This window comes from Xenorhabdus miraniensis, assembly GCF_002632615.1.
Map to the genome: position 1 here is coordinate 17,817 of NZ_NITZ01000017.1, position 19,034 is coordinate 36,850.

Here is a 19,034-nt window from a genome sequence, read left to right on the forward strand (position 1 = left end):
TTTTTATTCCAAAATTTGTTTGACTTTTTCGCATGAAAAAGAAATGATAAAAAATGAAGCTAGATTGTTTTCTATCATGAAGTTAACAACCAGAAATACTGTTTATGGGAATCATAATATGACAGATATCGGCTATCTATTTTTCATATTATGATTTTTTAATGCGTGAAATTACCGTAATTCACCGACAAACAGATATAGAGGTGCCATTAATGGTTTCGTTAAGCAAAAATCAGTCAGTTTCGCTCACCAAACAGAGCGCTTCACTGGCTAAAGTTAATTTTGGTCTGGGATGGGATCCCGTAGCCAAGAAAAAAGGCTTTCTGGCGAGTTTATTTGGCAGCAGTGATGAAATTGATCTGGATGCAAGCTGCATCCTGCTTGATAAATCCGGCAATGCCATCGATACCGTGTGGTTCGGTCAGCTAAAATCAAAATGCGGTTCTATCCTCCACACTGGTGACAACCTGACAGGTGAAGGTGATGGGGATGATGAAGTTATCTGTGTCGATCTGATCAAATTGCCTGTTCATGTCGAATATCTTGCTTTTACCGTTAACAGCTTCCGTGGCCAAACCTTCAATGATGTTGAAAATGCCTTCTGCCGTGTCGTTGACCAAAACGGCAAAGAGCTGGCTCGCTATCAACTGAATGAACAGGGCTCCCATACCGGCATTATTATCTCCTCCCTGCGTCGCAACGGCGGTCAATGGGATTTCACTGCACATGGTGTTCCTTGCGTTGGGCGTACCATTGATGCAATGTATCCGCAGATCGTTGAGACGGTGGTAAGCTAATGAATCTGACGCCTGGGGGTAATGCCCCCGTTGCCAACCAAACACTCACCGTGCGGGTTTTGTCAGGTTCAGCCGTTGATGTCTCTGCTTTCCGTCTGTATGCCGATGGCAAAGTTAAAGGCGATCCCGATATGGTGTTCTACGGCCAGCCCGTCAATAATGACAACTCTATTCGTCTGGCGGGTGGCAATATCAATACCTCATTTTTCGTCAACTTGCCTGCATTAGGTCAGGATGTCCAGAAAGTGGCATTCACCGCAACCTGCGACGGCAACCAAACGATTTCCAGCCTGCGTAGCCTTACCATTCGGGTTGAACTGAACAGTAGCGTAATTTTACAGGGTGATGTTGAAATACAAGGGCGTCCAGAAGCTGCCCTGATTCTCGGTGAACTGTATCGTCGTAATGGTGAGTGGAAATTCCGCTTTATTGCCCAGGGCTTTAACGGCGGCCTCAAGCCTCTGGCGGAGCATTTTGGCGTGGATATCATTGATGATGGCGCATCAACTTCCACACCTGCATCCACAACACTTGCATCCACAACACCCGCACCGACTAACGTTAATTTGAGCAAGGTTTCTCTGACCAAAGAAAAACCGGCTATCAGCCTGAGTAAACGCGATAACTTCGGTGAAATCCGCGTTAACCTGAACTGGAACCAAACTCCCTCGGCTTCAAAAGGCATACTGCAAGGCATGTTTGGTTCAAACAAAAACGTAGACCTTGATCTCGGTGCGTTTATCCGGCTGCAAAATGGATATAAAGACGTTGTACAGGCATTGGGTAATCGCTTTGGTGATTACCGCGATGAACCTTACGTAGAATTACAGGGCGATGATCGCACCGGTAATGTAGCTGGCGGTGAATGGCTTCATATCAATGGCCTTGAGTGGAAAAACATCAGTGAAATTTTAATCTACGCCTTTATCTACGAAGGTGCGCCAAGCTGGGACAAAACCGACGGTGTTGTCACGATCTATGTCCCTGACCAACCACCAATTGAAACGCGTATGACAGAAGGCTACAACCACAAAAACATGTGTGCCATTGCCCGCCTTGTCAACGAAAACGGCTCCATCAAAGCAGAACGTATCAATCAATACTTCAACGGGCATCAAGAGATGGACAGAGCGTTGGGATGGGGCTTTAGCTGGGAATCTGGCAGAAAATAATGCCTTGGATTTTTAAATAACACGATCACTTATTACATAAGAGTTTTATACAAACGGAGGGGCTTATGTCCTTTTTAAACAAAATCAAATCAGCATTCAACGCAGGACGTGAAGAATTGACCAACCAGGTTAGCCGCTTCAAGAACAGAAAATTCATGGAAGGCACGGTGGCAGTATGTGCGCACGTTGCAATGGCAAGCGACGGTGTCAGTTCAGAAGAAAAGCAAAAAATGATCGGGTTCATTAAAAACTCCCCCGAACTGAAAGTGTTCGATACCGCTGAAATTATCGAATTCTTTAACAAACTGGTCAGCAGCTATGAATTTGATGCTGACATTGGTAAAGGTGAAGCCATGAAATTCATTATAGCGCTGAAGCAACAACCGGAAGCGGCACAGCTTGCTTTACGTGTAGGGATCGCCGTCGCCAAAAGTGATGGTGACTTCGACAATAACGAAAAGAATGCTGCCCGTGAAATTTGCACAGCCCTTGGTTTTGCACCGGCTGATTTCGAACTGTAATTGCAGATAATTATAAGAGGCTTACTTCATGGTATCCACGCACATTGGTTTTCCGATGGAAACCGTTGCTGTATTTATTATTCTGTCGGTTGGTGCGCTCTTTATCGACCTCTTTATGCATCGTCATGATAAGCCGGTTTCGCTGCGCAGTGCCGCTCTTTGGTCTATTTTTTGGATCGCAATTGCATTTGTTTTCGCGGGATTCCTGTATGTTCATCACGGAGCAGAAACAGCCAGCCTGTTTGTGACCGGTTATGCACTGGAAAAAGTACTTTCTGTCGATAACCTGTTTGTCATCATGGCGATTTTCTCCTGGTTCGCTGTTCCAGACCGCTATCGTCACCGTGTCCTGTATTGGGGAATTATTGGCGCCATCGTCTTCCGTGGTATTTTCGTTGCCATCGGAACAAGCCTGTTGGCACTCGGGCCGTGGGTTGAGATAGTGTTCGCCGTTATTGTGGGCTGGACAGCCGTTATGATGCTGAAAAGCGGCGATGATGATGATGAAATCGAAGACTATTCACAGCACCTTGCCTATCGTCTGGTGAAACGTTTCTTCCCGATTTGGCCGAAACTGCGTGGTCATGCTTTTATGCTGAACCAGAAGGAAGTAGATGCGGAACTGGCTAAACCGGAAAATGCCGATGTGAAAATGGGCCGTACTGGGAAAGCAGCGCTTTACGCTACGCCATTGATGTTGTGTTTGGCAGTGGTTGAGCTGTCTGATGTCATGTTTGCCTTTGACTCTGTACCTGCGGTTATTGCAGTCAGCCGGGAACCTTTAATTGTGTACAGCGCCATGATGTTTGCTATCTTGGGTCTGCGTACGCTCTACTTTGTGCTTGAAGCATTGAAAAAGTATCTGGTGCATTTGGAAAAGGCAGTCATCGTTTTACTGTTCTTCATCGCCATTAAATTGGGCCTGAATGCCTCTGAGCACATTTTCCACCACGGTTATTCAATTTCGGCAACGACTAGCCTGTTTGTGGTAATCGGGGTACTGGCAGCCGGTATTCTTGCCAGCCTGCTATTCCCACAAAAAGAAAGCGCAAGCTAAATCCGGTGAGTTAAAAATCTATCGGGTATAACCAATTAATACAAACGTAAAACGTAATAAATGAGGAAATAATAATGGGTGTATCTCTTTCTAAAGGCGGTAACGTTTCTCTGAGCAAAGAAGCGCCAAGCATGAAAAACGTTCTGATCGGTCTCGGTTGGGATGCTCGCGCAACTGACGGACAAGACTTTGACCTTGACGCATCAGCTTTCCTGCTGACAGCAAACGGTAAAGTACGCGGTGATGCAGATTTCATTTTCTACAACAACCTGAAATCGGCTGACGGCTCCATTATGCACACTGGCGACAACCGTACCGGTGAAGGGGATGGCGATGACGAATCACTGAAAATCAAACTGGATCAAATTCCTGCTGACGTAGATAAAGTTGTATTTGTGGTAACTATCCACGATGCACAAACCCGTCGCCAGAGCTTTGGTCAGGTTTCCGGTGCATTCATCCGTCTGGTTAACGATGACACTCAAGTTGAAGTAGCTCGTTATGATCTGACTGAAGATGCTTCTACTGAAACTGCAATGCTGTTCGGTGAACTGTATCGTCACAATGCAGAATGGAAGTTCCGCGCAGTAGGTCAGGGTTACGCTGGTGGTCTGGCTTCTGTTTGTGCTCAGTACGGCATTAACGCTGCCTAATTTGGGCATTAATTGATATAACACTTCAGTGTGAAGAGTAAAATCAGCACACTGAGATTAAAAGCCCTGCTGGATGATATCGGCAGGGTTTTTTATTTTCTAAACTTCAAACCGTTTATATAACTTAGAGCCTATCCAAATAGGCTCTAAGAATAGAATTCATAGGTTAACATTTAGTACCAAACTGTTAACCCAGGATGATTAAACTTAGTTTGAATATTATTTTGGTTTATTACTCCAACATCAATGGAGGTTTTAATTTATATAGCTTTCGATGTCGAGCAATTTAAACTTTTGTTCAATGTGATAGCAAAAAAGGAATATTTTGATAAGGGAAAAACAAAGTGTGGGGTTAGGATAGGAGGGAAATTTTTTAAGCTTGAATCAAAGAGTTATTTTGATTCTTGCGAAAGACGTGAAGATAAATGGTGTTGAAAAAGTGGGAAAATTTATTGGTTAACAGTTTGGTACTAATTGTCGACAATTTTCGTTTCCCTCTTTCTTGCCATATCGTCTCGAAGCGGCCTGCATTACTCGCGGTGTAGCGGACCGTATGGCGAATGTTTCGATGGCCTAAATAGTCCTGAATCAAGCGGGTATCCACACCATTGTCCGCCAGCGCATAGCCGCAAGAATGTCGTAACATGTGCGGATTCGCGCAAACCGCTAAATTAGCCTTTAAACTGGTTTGCCGGATGATCTTATAAAACTGTTGGCGTGACATGCGCGCCCCGGTTCGTGACAAGAATAACCAATCACTTTGATCACTGTTTTTATAGCGCTGACGCAGTGAAAGCCATTTCCGTATTAATTGAATTTCCCGCGCTACCATTGGATGGATCGTGGAAAAACCATTCTTCAATCGTTGTACCCGTAGTTTTTTGCCCTCCAAATCGATATCAGACAGTTTCAAACCCAGCAATTCAGACACCCGGAAACCGTGGATAAAACCCATAAATATCATGCAGATGTTGCGATCTGCATGAGGGTGTTTTTCCAATTCCTTGAGCAATACTTCAATTTCCGAGTGGGTTAAATATTTACGCTTTAACATGATGTTTGACACAGTATTCGACTCCCTATGATTATCAAAGATGCCTACTATGATTGTTGCTGATTATTTACAGACTGCAATATTAAGCATCATTAATAAACAAAACGCCAAATAAAACGGCTTCCTTACTCGTTGGATTTCCAACCTTGGGGAAGCCGTTTTTTAAGCGAATACTGTCAAATATGACGGTATATTATTTGACAATCTTTGCGTGCATTTCTTGTACAGAAATAACTTGTTCAGTAGGATCTGCGCTGAGTGCCATGGTGGTTGCAAAGCCACCATTCAGGGTTGTGTCATAGTGCACTTTATATTGCAGTGCGCTACGACGCAGCAGTTTTGAATCTTCAATTGCCTGACGGCCTGCGGTGGTATTGACGATATAGTCATATTCACCGTTTTTGATTCTGTCCTGAATATGTGGGCGTCCTTCGTGGACTTTATTGACTAAACGTGGGTTGATCCCTGCTTCACCTAAGACGACTGCCGTACCGTGAGTCGCATCCAGTTCAAAGCCATGTTTAAGCAACTTAGCCGCCAAATCGACCACACGCTCTTTATCACCTTCACGTACTGACAACAATGCACGGCCTTTTTTGCGCATGGTGGAGTTACTGCCCAACATAGCTTTTGAGAAGGCTTCCGCAAAGGTACGGCCAACGCCCATGACTTCACCCGTAGAACGCATTTCTGGCCCCAGAATTGGGTCAACGCCCGGGAATTTATTGAATGGCAGAACCACTTCTTTTACGGAGTAGTAAGGTGGAATGATTTCTTCAATTGCACCTTGCTCAAGCAGGGATTGACCCGCCATGACGCGTGCCGCGACTTTTGCCAGCGGCAAACTGGTCGCTTTGGAAACGAATGGCACGGTACGCGCTGCCCGTGGGTTGACTTCAATCAGGTAAACTTCGTTATTTTTCACCGCAAACTGAACATTCATCAGGCCACGGACACGCAGTTCAAAGGCCAGTTTTTCAACTTGCTGGCGCATAACATCCTGAATTTCTTTACTTAAAGTATAAGCCGGTAAAGAACACGCAGAATCACCAGAGTGAACACCCGCTTGTTCGATGTGTTCCATGATACCGCCGATCAAAACGCGCTCACCATCACAGATGGCATCTACGTCTACTTCAACTGCATCATCCAGAAAGCGATCCAGCAGGACGGGGGCATCGTTGGATACGCTAGCCGCAGTCTGGAAGTAACGGCGCAGGTCAGATTCGTCATACACGATTTCCATTGCGCGTCCGCCCAATACATAAGATGGGCGAACAACCAGTGGATAACCCAGTGCATTACCTTTCTCAACCGCTTGTTCGATAGTTGTAACCGTGGCGTTCGCAGGTTGTTTCAGGCCAAGGCGATTAACGGCCTGCTGGAAACGCTCACGATCTTCTGCGCGGTCAATGGCATCAGGGCTGGTGCCGATAATAGGTACACCCGCGGCTTCCAGCTCACGTGCCAGTTTCAGTGGAGTCTGGCCGCCATACTGAACGATCACTCCTTTTGGCTGTTCAACACGTACAATTTCCAGTACGTCTTCCAGTGTCACCGGTTCAAAATAGAGACGATCTGACGTATCGTAATCAGTGGAAACCGTTTCAGGGTTACAGTTCACCATGATAGTTTCATAACCGTCTTCACGCAGGGCCAGTGAAGCGTGGACACAGCAGTAATCGAATTCAATGCCTTGCCCGATACGGTTCGGGCCACCACCCAATACGATGATTTTTGGCTTATCGTTGTTCGGATTCGCTTCACATTCGTCTTCGTATGTGGAGTACATGTAAGCGGTATCGGTGGCGAATTCTGCCGCACAAGTATCAACACGCTTGTACACGGGATACAGGTTATAGTCATGACGCAATTTGCGGATCTCTTTATCAGAGATGCCTACCAGTTTCGCCAAATGTGCATCGGCAAAACCTTTGCGCTTGAGCTGACGCAGGAAATCAACAGTCAGGCTGTTAACGCCTTGTTCTGCAACTTGTTCTTCCAGACGGATCAATTCTTCAATCTGAACCAGGAACCAGCGATCGATATTGGTCAGGTTGAAGATACCATCAACTGACATGCCCGCGCGGAATGCGTCTGCGACATACCAGATACGCTCAGCGCCTGCATTTTTCAGCTCGCTGCGAATTTTGGTCAGGGATTGTGGATCATCCAGATTGACTTTAGGATCGAATCCGGTCGCACCGACTTCCAGACCGCGCAGGGCTTTCTGCAAAGACTCCTGGAATGTACGACCAATCGCCATCACTTCACCAACAGATTTCATCTGAGTAGTCAGACGATCATTGCTGCCAGCAAATTTCTCGAAGTTGAAGCGAGGAATTTTCGTCACAACATAGTCAATCGAAGGTTCGAAAGACGCTGGGGTACGTCCGCCCGTGATGTCATTCATCAGCTCATCAAGGGTATAGCCTACCGCCAGTTTTGCTGCGATTTTCGCAATTGGGAAGCCTGTTGCCTTGGAGGCCAGCGCCGAAGAACGGGATACGCGGGGGTTCATTTCAATGACGATCAAACGACCATTTTTCGGATTCACCGCAAATTGTACGTTTGAACCCCCGGTTTCTACACCGATTTCACGTAAGACCGCCATCGATGCGTTACGCATGATTTGGTATTCTTTGTCGGTCAGTGTTTGTGCAGGTGCAACGGTGATGGAGTCACCGGTATGGATGCCCATTGGGTCGAAGTTTTCAATGGAGCAGACGATGATGCAGTTATCGTTTTTATCACGCACCACCTCCATTTCATACTCTTTCCAGCCAATCAGGGATTCATCGATCAGCAGTTCATTGGTTGGAGAGAGGTCTAAACCACGTTCACAAATTTCTTCAAATTCTTCGCGGTTGTAGGCAATACCGCCGCCAGTTCCGCCCATGGTGAAAGAAGGGCGGATAATACAAGGGAAGCCAACCTCTTCAGCTACCGCCAACGCTTCTTCCATGGTGTGGGCAATACCCGAACGTGCTGTGTCCAAGCCGATTTTTTTCATCGCCTTGTCAAAACGCTGGCGATCTTCGGCCTTATCAATTGCATCAGCAGTTGCACCAATCATGGTGACGCCGAATTCGTTCAGAACTCCCTGACGCTCCAGTTCCAATGCGCAGTTCAGGGCAGTTTGTCCACCCATCGTTGGCAAAATTGCATCCGGGCGCTCTTTTTCAATGATTTTGCGTACAACTTCCCAGTGAATTGGCTCGATGTAAGTTGCATCCGCCATTTCCGGGTCGGTCATAATGGTTGCAGGGTTAGAGTTCACCAGAATGACGCGATAGCCTTCTTCCCTTAGCGCCTTACACGCCTGCGCCCCGGAGTAGTCAAACTCACAAGCCTGACCGATAACAATCGGGCCAGCACCTAAAATCAGAATACTTTTAATATCAGTACGTTTTGCCATTTTTTCTTTTTCTCCTGATTATTTAGTGTTCTGAACGTTTGTTTGGCGATATTGCTCAATTAACTCGATAAAGTGATCGAACAGTGAAGCGGCTTCATGTGGGCCAGGGCTGGCTTCAGGATGCCCCTGAAAACTGAATGCTGGCTTATCAGTACGGTGAATGCCTTGCAATGTGCCATCAAAGAGAGATTTGTGGGTCACGCGCAGATTGGCGGGTAATGAGTCTTCATCAACAGCAAAGCCGTGGTTTTGCGCCGTGATCATGACGACATCACGATCCAGATCTTTAACCGGATGGTTGCCACCGTGATGACCAAATTTCATTTTCACGGTTTTTGCACCACTGGCCAGTGCCAGTAATTGGTGCCCTAAGCAAATGCCAAATACAGGGATTTCGGTATTCAGGAAAGTTTTGATTGCTTCAATAGCATAATCACATGGCTCTGGATCGCCGGGACCATTGGACAGGAAAATGCCATCTGGCGCCATTTTCAGTACTTCATCAGCAGGAGTTTTTGCCGGAACGACAGTAACGCGGCAACCGCGATCGACCAGCATACGCAGGATGTTACGCTTAACACCAAAATCGTAGGCCACGATGTGGTAAGGTAATTCTTGTTCTTTGCGTGCTTCAGGCAAGCCACCTTCAAGTGTCCAGCTTCCTTGTACCCATTGATAGGATTGTGCTGTTGTAACCTCTTTTGCTAAATCCATGCCTTTCAAGCCGGGGAATGCTTTTGCTTTTTCCAGTGCAACTTGGGCATCTGCCTCATTACCCGCGATGATACAGCCGTTTTGCGCCCCTTTTTCTCTTAATAGACGGGTCAGTTTGCGTGTATCAATATCAGCGATGGCTACAATATTGTGACGTTTCAGGTAATCAGACAGATTTTCTTCACTGCGGAAGTTGCTAGTTACTAAGGGTAAATCGCGAATGACTAAGCCTTGGGCTTGAATGGCGGGGGATTCTTCATCAGCGGCATTGATGCCGACATTACCAATATGAGGATAAGTAAGAGTAACAATTTGGCGGGAATAGGAAGGGTCGGTAAGTATTTCTTGATATCCGGTCATTGAGGTATTGAAGACTACTTCTCCAACAGCCACACCTTCTGCACCAATGGCGCGACCGTGAAATTGGGTTCCATCTTCTAGAACCAATATAGCTGACTTAATCAAAACACCCTCCAGAATGAATAATAAATCGCATCCACTGCATATTAATTCAGAATTAATCCTTAAAATCAATGCCAATCATGATTTTTGTCAAAATTTTGGCAAATTGCGCGCATTCTAATGATGAGAGGGGGGCTTGTCTATAAAAAATGGCATTTTTATTGTTTTTTTTACAACTCTTAGCCTTACATTGAGCCAATATGGCTGAAAAGCATAAGGAAAGAGGGGAAGATATTCGATTAGTACGAGAGAAAACTGAAAAACAGGAAAAAAGTGTGACTTTTTTCACGTTGATGGAAGAAAGGTAACAAAAAGGTAAATTATAACTATGAAAACATAGGATAATGTTTGTTTTTATATAAAATTATTCTTTACTTGTAATTACGTAATTTTATGGAAAATAATCACGTAATTACAGTAGGTTATATATTTTATAGATTAAATATTTTCGAGATTAAGTACGTCTTTCATGTTATAAAGCCCGAAATTTTTACCTTTTATCCATATTGCTGCCTTAATCGCACCATTAGCGAAAGTCATGCGGCTTGAAGCCTTGTGACTTATCTCTACACGCTCACCAATATCTGCAAAAATCGCAGTATGCTCTCCAACAATATCTCCTGCTCGTATGGTGGCAAACCCAATGCTTTTCGGATCTCGCTCTCCGGTATAGCCTTCGCGGGCATAGACTGCACAGGTTTTAAGATCCCGGCCTAACGTATTGGCGATAGATTCTCCCATTGCGAGTGCTGTTCCTGACGGGGCATCCACTTTATGGCGATGGTGAGCTTCAATAATTTCGATATCCGCATATTCCCCCATAACCGTGGCGGCTTTTTCCAGCAATTTCAGTACCAAATTGACTCCAACACTAAAATTAGCAGCAAAAACAATCGGGATTTCACGGGAGGCTTCTTCAATGGCATGCTTACCGGCATCATCAAAGCCGGTTGTGCCAATGATCATTGACTTGCGATACTGCCGACAAATAGCGAGGTACGTTAATGTGCCTTCAGGACGGGTGAAATCGACCAGTACATCAAACTGCTCAATGACATGATGCAGATCGTCACTAATCGTAATTCCATTCTTACCGATACCCGCCAATTCTCCGGCATCACTTCCCACTAAAGAAGAACCGGAATGTTCCAGTGCTGCGCCAAGTGTAACACCATCCAGTTGTTGAACAGCCTGAATAAGGTTGCGTCCCATGCGACCACCTGCACCTACGATAGCCACGCGAATATCTGTATCAGCCATAAGACCCTCTCTGTAAATCGTTTTTAATTGGGGGTGACAAAGAAAATTATTTTACAGCTTAACTGTCAGGGGACGGTTGTGCCAGACTTAGGTAAAGGTCATTAGAAAAACAGCGATCAGACAGACAGTTATAAAAAATACTAAACAGCGGATATATTGTTACGAGTCGTTATTTATCTGAATAGGTAATTTGAATGATGTGTGGCATGGAAATCTGGATTAAGATGGTGTAACAAAAATGCTATCTTGGAGGTCATTTGTTCACTTAATATAGTTGATTGGTTATTTCTATTTATATTATTAATTAAAAAATTTAAGTGTAAATATTATATTTATTAATGTAATAAAAGGATAGATAGAAACTCATTGTAAAAATGACGTTATATTTTTAGATTTTTATTTGGTAATTAAATAATTTTATTCATTGGAGATAACATTATGTTAAGATCAAAATCTTTTAATATTCATCAACCTTTAACACCTGGCTCTTTAATCCGGTCTCAATCCTTTTCGGGAAAGTGGCCAAGCTCAGTCGATATAAGAGCATCCATCGTCATTAAGGAAGTTAGTCCAGAAGAAGCATCAAGTGAAATGATGAAAGTAAGAAAAGAAATGAAGGATAATAGCTGGGAATGTTTTATTTATTCAGGCAATTATGATAATGAGCAAGAAAAATGGAATAGTCGGTTTACTGGGGCGTATGAGATATTGAGTGATATATTAATTAATGCAAATCTACGTACAAAAGAATCGGGAGTGTCATTTTTTGTTGCTTATTTTAGGGGGAGCCCTATAGGGGGGTTGCAGCTTTCCCCGGGAGATAATGAATTCCCTGATTTTCCTAAAGTTAATTATTTAGCAACTCATTGCGGTATTCGAGGTTGTGGGGCTTTATTGCTTGAACAGGCAGTAAATAAATCACAACGATTGGGGAAGGACGGTAATCTAAAACTTCGTCCATTACTTAGAGCTATACCGGCATATGTGGATATGGGATTTGTTGAGATAGAATCTCACATGGAATTACATCCCATTGAGAGAAATGACAAATGGAAATATGATGAGGCAACTAATACTTATAAATATAGGTTTAGCTAAATTTCAGACAGAGTACTCAAGACATCGTAATGTATTCGGATTTTTGTGGGAGATCGGGTCGGGATTAATTTCTTATCCTTCCCAACCCATCTTCCAACCTGAAAAAGCCGACATTGGACTTATCTGATCTTGAAAGCGTTGAGCTTAAGTTAATTAATTTCTTTCACTTCAACTCGTAACTCTTTTGGTACTTCGAAAACGATGTTTTCTTCTCGCCCATGCAACTCATTAACTGTTTCTGCACCAAAAGTTTTCAGGCGTTCAATAACTTGCTGCACCAAAATATCCGGTGCGGATGCCCCCGCTGTTACACCTACTGCGCTCGCGCCGTTAATCCATTCTTCTTTGATATCATCTGCGGAATCAATCAAATAAGCGGGCTTTCCTACACGTTGTGCCAGTTCAGCCAGCCGATTTGAATTTGATGAGTTTTTAGAACCAACAACCAAAACAATATCAGAGCCGGAAGCTAAATCACGGACGGCTTCCTGACGGTTAGTTGTGGCATAGCAGATATCATCTTTGCGTGGGCCGACGATATTGGGGAACCTTGCGTTAAGGGCATCAATCACTTCTGATGTGTCATCAACAGAAAGTGTCGTTTGTGTCATAAAGCAGAGGTTGTTTTCATCTTTAACTTGCAGTTTCCACACATCTTCCGGCGATTCTACAAGATACATGCCACCCTTAGGGTTATTGTATTGCCCCATTGTGCCTTCCACTTCAGGATGGCCGGCATGCCCGATCAAAATCGCTTCTTTACCTTTGCGACTTGCCCTTGCCACTTCCATATGAACTTTAGTGACCAGCGGACAGGTTGCATCAAACAGCATGGTTAGATTACGGGAACGGGCTTCTGCACGAATGGCTTGGGAAACACCGTGTGCAGAGAAGATCAGAATAGCACCATCAGGGACTTCTGATATTTCCTCAATAAAAATAGCGCCACGATTTCTAAGATTGTCAACCACATAGCGGTTATGTACCACTTCATGACGGACATAAATGGGAGCACCGTATAATTCCAGTGCTCGCTCTACGATGCTGATGGCACGATCAACACCAGCGCAGAAACCACGTGGGTTAGCCAGCAATATTTGCATGGGTTTCCTCCAACTGAGGGTCAATTTCCAACACTTCAATATCAAAAGTGATGTTTTGTTCAGCCAGTGGATGGTTAAAATCAACAGTGATAGAACCTTCGGCGACTTCTTTGATAAGCCCTGGCATTTCACTGCCGTTGATGGCGGTAAATAACATGATAGTTCCTACTTCAGGGGTACCCGCGTCGGAAAAATCACGAGGAGTGAAATATTGGACTAAATCAGGATTGTGTTTGCCGAAAATGGTTTCCCCCGCCAGCGTGAACTGATGTTTATCGCCAATGGCTAAACCGAGAAGTTGCTGTTCCAATGGGGATGAGAGGCTACCATCACCGAGACGGAATAATGCGGGCTTACCCTGACTATAAGTCGAGTCTGCCGTTGAGCCATCATCCAGCTTTAGAGTGAAGTGTAATAAAACTGCACTGTGCGCTTGCACCTGCGTTGACATGTTGCTCAAACCTTTTACTTAAAAATGATTGCAAGTATACCGCTATTGGATTGGGTATAGATGAAATTTATCAGCCCCAGCTTTGTTCACTGGGGCTGGTTTATTATCATTTTTTCAATGACTGTTTTTTCATGACTATCTTTTTTAACGGACTATGTTTTTTAACAGACTATGTTTTTGGTGCTGCTTTTTTGTCATTCGGACTGATAAAGCTCTCAATGATGATGAGAGCTGCACCGATGCAGATCGCAGAATCTGCAATGTTAAAGGTAGGCCAGTGCCATTCTCCGACGTAAAAATCGATGAAATCGACAACAAAGCCATGCACCAGCCGATCGAACAAATTTCCCAATGCCCCACCAATCACTAAAGCGTAGGCAATGTTGCTCAGTTTTTGCTTAGCACTGGAGCGATACATCATCACGAGCAGGACTGCCGTGATGGCAATGGCTATCAATGCAAAAAACCAACGCTGCCAGCCGCCTTTGTCAGCCAGAAAGCTGAACGCAGCCCCCAAATTCTGAGCATAAGTCAGATTGAAATAAGGTATCAATGGCATGGATTCGTACAAAGTGAAATTTTGCAACACTAAGTATTTGCTGCCCAAATCCAGTATCAATACCACGACAACCAGCCAAAGCCAACGGAGTCCTGTGGAACAAATGGGTTTATTCATTAGGCAAATTTACGCTCTTCACCGTTACCGACAACGTTAGTCACACAGCGGCCGCAAAGTTCTGCATGTTCCGCCACCACGCCCACATCTTGAGTATAGTGCCAGCAGCGTGGACACTTTTCTCCATCCGCTTTGCGGAAGGCCACTTTAAGGCCGGCAAGTTCGCTTTGCTGTGCATCATCACCTGCTGCTGTATACGCCGCAACTTCTGCCTGAGAAGTCAGCAGGACAAAACGCAATTCGTCAGACAGCTTGTTGAGTTTTGCTGCCAGAGTTTCATCTGCATAGAGCGTGACAGCCGCTTCCAGTGAACTGCGAATATGTTTGTCAGTACGAGCCTGTTCCAGAACTTTGTTGACTTCACCACGTACAGCCAGTAAATCAGCCCAGAAAGTATCGTCCATATTTTCGCCGTTTGCCAGACCAAATAGCCCGTCATACCACTCTTCAGTGAAGACATATTGAGCACGTTTGCCCGGCAGTTCATTCCATATTTCATCGGCAGTGAACGATAGGATTGGGGTCATCCAGCGAACCAATGCTTCTGCGATATGGAATAATGCAGTCTGACAACTACGACGAGCAAGGCTGTCGCTTTTCGCGGTGTATTGGCGATCTTTAATGATATCCAGATAGAACGAACCCATTTCCACGGAGCAGAACTGCATTAGGCGCTGAACGACGGAGTGGAAATCATATTCGTCATAGTATTTGAGGATATCAGCCTGAGCCGCCTGAGCACGACCTACCGCCCAGCGATCCAGAGTAACCATATCTTCTGGTTTCACACTATGTTGTTCTGGGTTGAAACCGTTCAGGTTTGCCAGCAGGAAGCGAGCCGTGTTACGGATACGGCGGTAAGCATCAGCAGAGCGTTTCAGGATCTCATCAGAAACCGCGATTTCACCGGTATAATCAGTAGCTGCCACCCACAAACGAAGAATATCTGCACCCAGTTTGTTCATTACATCTTGTGGGCTGATAGTATTGCCGATGGATTTGGACATCTTACGTCCTTGCTCATCAACGGTGAAGCCGTGAGTCAGCACTTGACGGTAAGGTGCTTTGCCTTTGATTGCGGTAGACAGCATCAGTGAAGACATGAACCAGCCCCGGTGTTGGTCAGAGCCTTCCAGATAGAGATCGGCTGAATTGCCGTTGAATTCTGGGCGCGCATCAACAACGGAGGAGTGGGTGCTTCCTGAGTCAAACCAAACATCCAGTGTATCCGGAGCCTTGGTGTAATCAGCCGCTTCACTGCCCAGCAATTCTGTTGCGTCCAGATCCCACCACGCCTGAATACCATCAACTTCAACACGCTTGGCAACTTCTTCGATCAGCTCAACCGTACGAGGATGCGGCTCTTGTGTCTCTTTATGAACAAACAGAGACATTGGTACACCCCATGTACGCTGACGGGAGATGCACCAGTCAGGGCGGTTTTCGACCATTGACTCAATGCGCGCTTGTCCCCAGCCTGGGATCCACTGTACGTCTTTGATCTCTTTCATTGACTGGGTACGCAGGCCGTTCTTATCCATGCTGATGAACCACTGTGGCGTCGCACGGAAGATGATCGGTTTTTTATGGCGCCAGCAGCAAGGGTAGCTGTGTTGAATTTTGGCCAGACTGAGCAGAGCGCCTTTTTCTTTCAGCAGCTCAACGATGATATCGTTCGCTTTGAAAACAAACTGACCATCCAGTAAAGGGTAAGTACCAGAGATATAGCAACCGTTCGGGCCAACAGGGTTTGCAATCTCAAGGCCGTATTTCAGGCTGATGGAGTAGTCATCAGGGCCGTGACCACCCGCAGTATGCACCGCACCGGTACCCGCTTCAAGCGTTACGTGATCACCAAGAATGGCTGGAACATCGAAGCCCATAAATGGATGGTTAAAGCGCATCAATTCCAAGTCTGCGCCAGTGCAATCACTCATGACTTCCCATGACGTAATATTTGCACGCTGCATGACTAGCTCGACTAATTCAGCCGCCAGGATCAGACATTCATTATTGACTTTGACTAACTGGTAGGTAATTTCCGCACCCAGTGCAATTGCACGGTTAGCAGGCAATGTCCATGGAGTGGTTGTCCAGATAACCAGAGAGACCGGCAGCCCCTGCGGTTGTACATCAAATTTAGCGTACACGGCATCCGCATCAATGGCCGTAAAGCGTACGTCAATGGAAGGGGAAGTTCTATCGTAGTATTCCACTTCTGCTTCAGCAAGGGAGGAACCACAATCAGTACACCAGTGAACCGGTTTCACCCCTTTCAGCAAATGCCCATTTTTGATAATGCGGCCTAATGCACGGATGATGTCGGCTTCAGTTTTGAAGTCCATCGTCAAATAAGGTTTATCCCAGTCACCCAGTACACCCAGACGTTTGAAGCCCGCTTTCTGTGTTTCGACCTGAGTCATCGCATATTTTCGGCACTCAGCACGGAACTCAGCAGCGGAAAATTTTTCCCCTGGCTTACCGATAATTTGCTCAACCTTGAGCTCAATTGGCAAACCATGGCAATCCCAACCAGGAATATAAGGCGAATCGTAGCCTGATAATCCTTTGGATTTAATAACAATATCTTTGAGAATTTTATTAACTGAGTGACCAATATGAATATCGCCATTTGCATAAGGAGGGCCATCATGCAGAATAAACGATTTCTTGCCAGATTTTGCTTTTCTAATTGCTTGGTACAAACCTTCTTTGTACCAACGGCTTAACATATCTGGTTCGCGCTTGGCTAAATCCCCGCGCATAGGGAACCCTGTTTCCGGTAAGTTCAGGGTGTCTTTATAGTCACTCATTATAGATTCTCAGTTCCAATTTTCCGCTAGATACATGACTCGGATCGCTGCAAGAGATAATTCCTCGCAGCAACCACATCATTTGCGATTTGCTGTTTTAGCGCATCAAGCGAAGCAAATCGCTGTTCATCACGCAATTTTTTGCGTAATACCACATCGATATGATGCCCATACAGATCCATTTGGGTATCAATCAAATGCACTTCCAGTTGCTGGCCCTGACCCGCAACTGTGGGGCGGTTGCCTATATTGGCAACACCCGGTAAGGGTTTATGGCCCAATCCATGGACTTCAACAGCATAAACGCCCTTAACAGGGGTGACCAAACGTTTCAATGGTATGTTGGCCGTGGGAAACCCGATGGTACGTCCCAATTGGTTACCATGAACGACTCTGCCACTTATGCTGTATGGATGACCCAGTAAGGTTTCCGCCAAGGCCAGATCATCGCTTTGCAATGCCTGACGAATGGCTGTACTGCTGATCCGAAGACCGCCGTCACAAAAACTGTCGGTGCTGGCAACATCAAAATGGTATTCTTTACCTGCTTGCTGCAAATAGTGGAAATCTCCGAGGCGATTTTTGCCAAAACGGAAATCATCTCCTATTGCCAGAAACTTAACACCCAGTTTTTCAACGAGCAACTGTGAAACAAAAGTTTCAGGTGAGTTGGCTGCAAAGTGCCTGTCAAATTTCACACACAACAGATAATCAACGCCATTCTGGGCTAGATATTTTACTTTATCTCTCAGCCGTGTCAGGCGGGCTGGTGCTTTATCTGCAACAAAAACTTCCAGAGGCTGCGGTTCGAAAATCATGACCATCGTCGGTAACCCGAGGCGCAGCCCTTCTTGCTTCAAGTGTTTTAATAAAGCCTGATGCCCGCGATGGACACCATCAAAATTACCAATCGTCAGCACGCAACCATGGTGACGCGCCCGGATATTGTGTATACCGCGAATTAGCTCCATAGCTGGCTCAATACCGTGGAAATTGCCGGATTATACCTTGTACAAAGCACAAGGTTAACCCACGATCACAAAGGGTTTTAATTAATAACCTGATTCATACAATAAAAATAGGCTAGATGCCCGAAAAATATTTAATTTATCGCATTTCTCTGGGATTCATTCAGTTTTTTATTGCGAAAGACTGTATTCCCTTTCAGTAAGCTGATAAAATCCCGCCCCATCACAACGTAACCAGCGTCGTTGTACAGCGACGCTTATTTGCACAAATCCATTGACAAAAGAAGGCTGAACAGGCATATTCCTCGGCCTTTGAATTGTCCTCGATAGAATATATTTGGGAGTTGGACCTTGGCTAATATCAAATCAGCTAAGAAACGCGCCGTACAGTCTGAGAAACGCCGTCAGCATAATGCAAGCCGTCGTTCTATGGTGCGTACTTTTATCAAGAAAGTATACGCGGCTATCGCTGCTGGCGATAAAGAAGCTGCACAGAAAGCATTTAATGACATGCAACCAATTGTTGATCGTCACGCCTGTAAAGGTCTGATCCACAAGAACAAAGCAGCACGTCATAAATCTGCTCTGGCAGCGCAAATCAAAGCAATGTAATTATTGTTTTGGTTATGCTGAAAAAACCGGCTTTAAGCCGGTTTTTTTTCAGGTTGTTGGCGATGTGGGTTTTTTTATCCAGTATTCCGTCAAGGCCTGCTCTCATCAACATCCTGTTTCGGATGTAAAACCCTTTCCACACGACTCCTTTCTACACGACTGCTTTCTACAAGACTTGGCACGTTGGCGCGATTTTCAACCGAGG

Annotated in this window: 16 protein-coding genes; 7 read left to right on the plus strand and 9 right to left on the minus strand. The window is 45.2% G+C overall.

Annotation, left to right across the window (positions count from 1 at the left end; genetic code table 11):
* Positions 1–212: 212 nt before the first annotated feature.
* The 5 genes from Xmir_RS15395 (at position 213) to Xmir_RS15415 (ending at position 4,200) form a co-directional block, all read left to right on the plus strand.
* A complete protein-coding gene (locus Xmir_RS15395; protein WP_099115073.1) occupies positions 213–797 on the plus strand; it encodes a TerD family protein in 585 nt (194 codons plus the stop codon).
* Positions 797–1,969, plus strand: coding sequence for a TerD family protein (locus tag Xmir_RS15400; protein ID WP_099115074.1), 1,173 nt, complete (start codon positions 797–799; stop codon positions 1,967–1,969). The genes Xmir_RS15395 and Xmir_RS15400 overlap by 1 nt, the downstream gene beginning before the upstream one ends.
* A gap of 65 nt (positions 1,970–2,034) precedes the next feature.
* Positions 2,035–2,490, plus strand: a complete 456-nt coding sequence (locus tag Xmir_RS15405; protein WP_099115075.1) for a tellurite resistance TerB family protein — start codon at positions 2,035–2,037, stop codon at positions 2,488–2,490.
* Positions 2,491–2,518: 28 nt separating this feature from the next.
* Positions 2,519–3,547 carry a TerC/Alx family metal homeostasis membrane protein gene (locus Xmir_RS15410; RefSeq protein WP_099115076.1) on the plus strand — a complete coding sequence of 343 codons (1,029 nt, stop codon included), beginning with the start codon at positions 2,519–2,521 and terminating at the stop codon, positions 3,545–3,547.
* 74 nt (positions 3,548–3,621) lie between these two features.
* Entirely contained in the window at positions 3,622–4,200 is a 579-nt protein-coding gene (locus Xmir_RS15415) for a TerD family protein (protein WP_099115077.1), read from the plus strand.
* Between the two features lie 373 nt (positions 4,201–4,573).
* Here Xmir_RS15415 and Xmir_RS15420 read toward each other — a convergent pair whose 3' ends face one another.
* The 4 genes from Xmir_RS15420 to dapB form a co-directional block, all read right to left on the minus strand.
* A complete protein-coding gene (locus Xmir_RS15420; RefSeq protein WP_145956913.1) occupies positions 4,574–5,254 on the minus strand; it encodes a tyrosine-type DNA invertase in 681 nt (226 codons plus the stop codon).
* A 193-nt stretch (positions 5,255–5,447) separates the two neighbouring features.
* On the minus strand, positions 5,448–8,672 hold the full coding sequence (gene carB, locus Xmir_RS15425) for a carbamoyl-phosphate synthase large subunit (protein ID WP_099115078.1): 3,225 nt from the start codon (positions 8,670–8,672) through the stop codon (positions 5,448–5,450).
* A gap of 18 nt (positions 8,673–8,690) precedes the next feature.
* The gene (gene carA / locus Xmir_RS15430; RefSeq protein ID WP_099115079.1) at positions 8,691–9,851 is read right to left on the minus strand and encodes a glutamine-hydrolyzing carbamoyl-phosphate synthase small subunit; all 1,161 of its coding nucleotides are present in this window, start codon (positions 9,849–9,851) and stop codon (positions 8,691–8,693) included.
* 435 nt (positions 9,852–10,286) lie between these two features.
* Positions 10,287–11,108 (minus strand): 4-hydroxy-tetrahydrodipicolinate reductase, encoded by an 822-nt coding sequence (gene dapB, locus Xmir_RS15435; protein ID WP_099115080.1) that lies wholly within the window; start codon positions 11,106–11,108, stop codon positions 10,287–10,289.
* A gap of 438 nt (positions 11,109–11,546) precedes the next feature.
* Between dapB and Xmir_RS15440 the strand changes: the two genes are divergently transcribed.
* Positions 11,547–12,206 carry a GNAT family N-acetyltransferase gene (locus Xmir_RS15440; protein ID WP_099115081.1) on the plus strand — a complete coding sequence of 220 codons (660 nt, stop codon included), beginning with the start codon at positions 11,547–11,549 and terminating at the stop codon, positions 12,204–12,206.
* A 149-nt stretch (positions 12,207–12,355) separates the two neighbouring features.
* On the opposite strand, the gene ispH is transcribed toward Xmir_RS15440, so the two are convergent.
* The 5 genes from ispH to ribF form a co-directional block, all read right to left on the minus strand.
* Complete coding sequence (gene ispH, locus Xmir_RS15445) at positions 12,356–13,309, minus strand: 4-hydroxy-3-methylbut-2-enyl diphosphate reductase (RefSeq protein WP_099115082.1); 954 nt, start codon at positions 13,307–13,309, stop codon at positions 12,356–12,358.
* A complete protein-coding gene (gene fkpB, locus Xmir_RS15450; protein WP_099115083.1) occupies positions 13,290–13,760 on the minus strand; it encodes an FKBP-type peptidyl-prolyl cis-trans isomerase in 471 nt (156 codons plus the stop codon). The genes ispH and fkpB overlap by 20 nt, the downstream gene beginning before the upstream one ends.
* A gap of 169 nt (positions 13,761–13,929) precedes the next feature.
* The gene (lspA, locus tag Xmir_RS15455; RefSeq protein WP_099115084.1) at positions 13,930–14,436 is read right to left on the minus strand and encodes a signal peptidase II; all 507 of its coding nucleotides are present in this window, start codon (positions 14,434–14,436) and stop codon (positions 13,930–13,932) included.
* Positions 14,436–17,249, minus strand: a complete 2,814-nt coding sequence (gene ileS / locus Xmir_RS15460) for an isoleucine--tRNA ligase (RefSeq protein ID WP_099115085.1) — start codon at positions 17,247–17,249, stop codon at positions 14,436–14,438. Before ileS ends, lspA begins: the two co-directional genes overlap by 1 nt.
* 26 nt (positions 17,250–17,275) lie before the next feature.
* A complete protein-coding gene (gene ribF, locus Xmir_RS15465; protein WP_099115086.1) occupies positions 17,276–18,220 on the minus strand; it encodes a bifunctional riboflavin kinase/FAD synthetase in 945 nt (314 codons plus the stop codon).
* 348 nt (positions 18,221–18,568) lie between these two features.
* On the opposite strand from ribF, the gene rpsT reads away from it, so the two are divergent.
* Complete coding sequence (gene rpsT, locus Xmir_RS15475) at positions 18,569–18,829, plus strand: 30S ribosomal protein S20 (RefSeq protein ID WP_038240544.1); 261 nt, start codon at positions 18,569–18,571, stop codon at positions 18,827–18,829.
* Positions 18,830–19,034: the final 205 nt, after the last annotated feature.

Coding starts and splice junctions, on each gene's coding strand:
- Xmir_RS15395 (WP_099115073.1), top strand. CDS start 213: ATGGTTTCGTTAAGCAAAAATCAGTCAGTTTCGCTCACCAAACAGAGC.
- Xmir_RS15400 (WP_099115074.1), top strand. CDS start 797: ATGAATCTGACGCCTGGGGGTAATGCCCCCGTTGCCAACCAAACACTC.
- Xmir_RS15405 (WP_099115075.1), top strand. CDS start 2,035: ATGTCCTTTTTAAACAAAATCAAATCAGCATTCAACGCAGGACGTGAA.
- Xmir_RS15410 (WP_099115076.1), top strand. CDS start 2,519: ATGGTATCCACGCACATTGGTTTTCCGATGGAAACCGTTGCTGTATTT.
- Xmir_RS15415 (WP_099115077.1), top strand. CDS start 3,622: ATGGGTGTATCTCTTTCTAAAGGCGGTAACGTTTCTCTGAGCAAAGAA.
- Xmir_RS15420 (WP_145956913.1), bottom strand. CDS start 5,254: ATGTTAAAGCGTAAATATTTAACCCACTCGGAAATTGAAGTATTGCTC.
- carB (WP_099115078.1), bottom strand. CDS start 8,672: ATGGCAAAACGTACTGATATTAAAAGTATTCTGATTTTAGGTGCTGGC.
- dapB (WP_099115080.1), bottom strand. CDS start 11,108: ATGGCTGATACAGATATTCGCGTGGCTATCGTAGGTGCAGGTGGTCGC.
- Xmir_RS15440 (WP_099115081.1), top strand. CDS start 11,547: ATGTTAAGATCAAAATCTTTTAATATTCATCAACCTTTAACACCTGGC.
- ispH (WP_099115082.1), bottom strand. CDS start 13,309: ATGCAAATATTGCTGGCTAACCCACGTGGTTTCTGCGCTGGTGTTGAT.
- fkpB (WP_099115083.1), bottom strand. CDS start 13,760: ATGTCAACGCAGGTGCAAGCGCACAGTGCAGTTTTATTACACTTCACT.
- lspA (WP_099115084.1), bottom strand. CDS start 14,436: ATGAATAAACCCATTTGTTCCACAGGACTCCGTTGGCTTTGGCTGGTT.
- ileS (WP_099115085.1), bottom strand. CDS start 17,249: ATGAGTGACTATAAAGACACCCTGAACTTACCGGAAACAGGGTTCCCT.
- ribF (WP_099115086.1), bottom strand. CDS start 18,220: ATGGAGCTAATTCGCGGTATACACAATATCCGGGCGCGTCACCATGGT.